Origin of the sequence: Bartonella sp. AA83SXKL (genome assembly GCF_042196965.1) — a bacterium.
In the GTDB taxonomy this organism is placed as follows: Bacteria; Pseudomonadota; Alphaproteobacteria; order Rhizobiales; family Rhizobiaceae; genus Bartonella.
Genome location: NZ_JBHIRG010000270.1, coordinates 1 through 289 on the forward strand (window position 1 = coordinate 1; position 289 = coordinate 289).

Below are 289 nucleotides of genomic sequence, written 5' to 3' on the forward strand. Positions count from 1 at the left end.
ATATTCTCGTAATCTTATGACGATACGGCTTGCCAATGATATGGGAATGCCTCTTGTTGCTGAATATGCAGAGCGTTTTGGTATTGTAGATGAATTACAACCTTATCTTCCCATGGCTTTAGGGGCTGCTGAAACAACAGTTCTACGGATGGTTACAGCTTATTCAGTGATAGCCAATGGGGGACGCTCTATTAATCCTTCTTTAATAGACAGAATTCAAGATCGTTATGGGAAAACAATTTACCGTCATGATGATCGTTTTTGTGAAAATTGTAATGCTCAGTCATGG

Annotated in this window: 1 protein-coding gene; it reads left to right on the forward strand. The window is 39.4% G+C overall.

Annotation, left to right across the window (positions count from 1 at the left end; all coding sequences use genetic code 11):
- Window positions 1-289, forward strand: a 289-nt coding sequence (locus ACFINO_RS11045; RefSeq protein WP_375655894.1) for a penicillin-binding transpeptidase domain-containing protein, incomplete at both ends; no start/stop codon positions are given.